The sequence below is a fragment of the Colwellia sp. MB02u-10 genome (assembly GCF_014077185.1).
Lineage (GTDB): Bacteria > Pseudomonadota > Gammaproteobacteria > Enterobacterales > Alteromonadaceae > Cognaticolwellia.
In genome coordinates this window covers 1-551 of sequence record NZ_JACGVK010000050.1, presented here as the reverse complement: position 1 = coordinate 551, position 551 = coordinate 1, and the positions used below count along the sequence as shown (strand labels likewise).

1 protein-coding gene is annotated in these 551 nt (G+C 41.6%); it reads right to left on the bottom strand.

Features of this window, described 5'->3' with window-relative positions:
• The coding region (locus H4J59_RS00510; protein WP_182235864.1) for an IS256 family transposase at window positions 1-551 on the bottom strand (551 nt) is incomplete at both ends.

Genomic DNA, 551 nt, shown 5'->3' with positions numbered 1-551 from the left:
TTCAAGGCCGTTTTCCAATTTCTTATCGGCATCGTCCACTTTTTAGATGCTTGTTCAATCGCTAAATAGATAACTTTTTTAGCCGAATCATCATGCGGAAATAGTTTACGCTTTTTAATGGCCTTGCGAATAACACTGTTCAGTGACTCAATCGCATTGGTGGTATAAATGGCTTTGCGTATATCATTAGGATAGTTAAATATTGTGCTGACGTTTTGCCAGTTACTGCGCCATGAACGCGATATACTGGGGTATTTACTGTCCCAGCGTTGCTCAAATTGGTCGAGCGCCATCAAGCCTTCTTCTTCGGTTACTGATTGATATATTTGCTTTAAGTCGCCAGTAACAGCCTTATAATCTTTCCATGGCACAAGCTTCAATGAATTACGCACCATATGCACAATGCAGAGCTGTATCTGCGTTTGGGGATAAACGGTATTAATGGCATCAGGAAAACCTTTAAGGCCATCGACACAGGCGATGAGAATATCTTTTACCCCTCGGTTTTGAAGTTCAGTTAACACGTTGAGCCAGAACTTAGCCCCTTCATT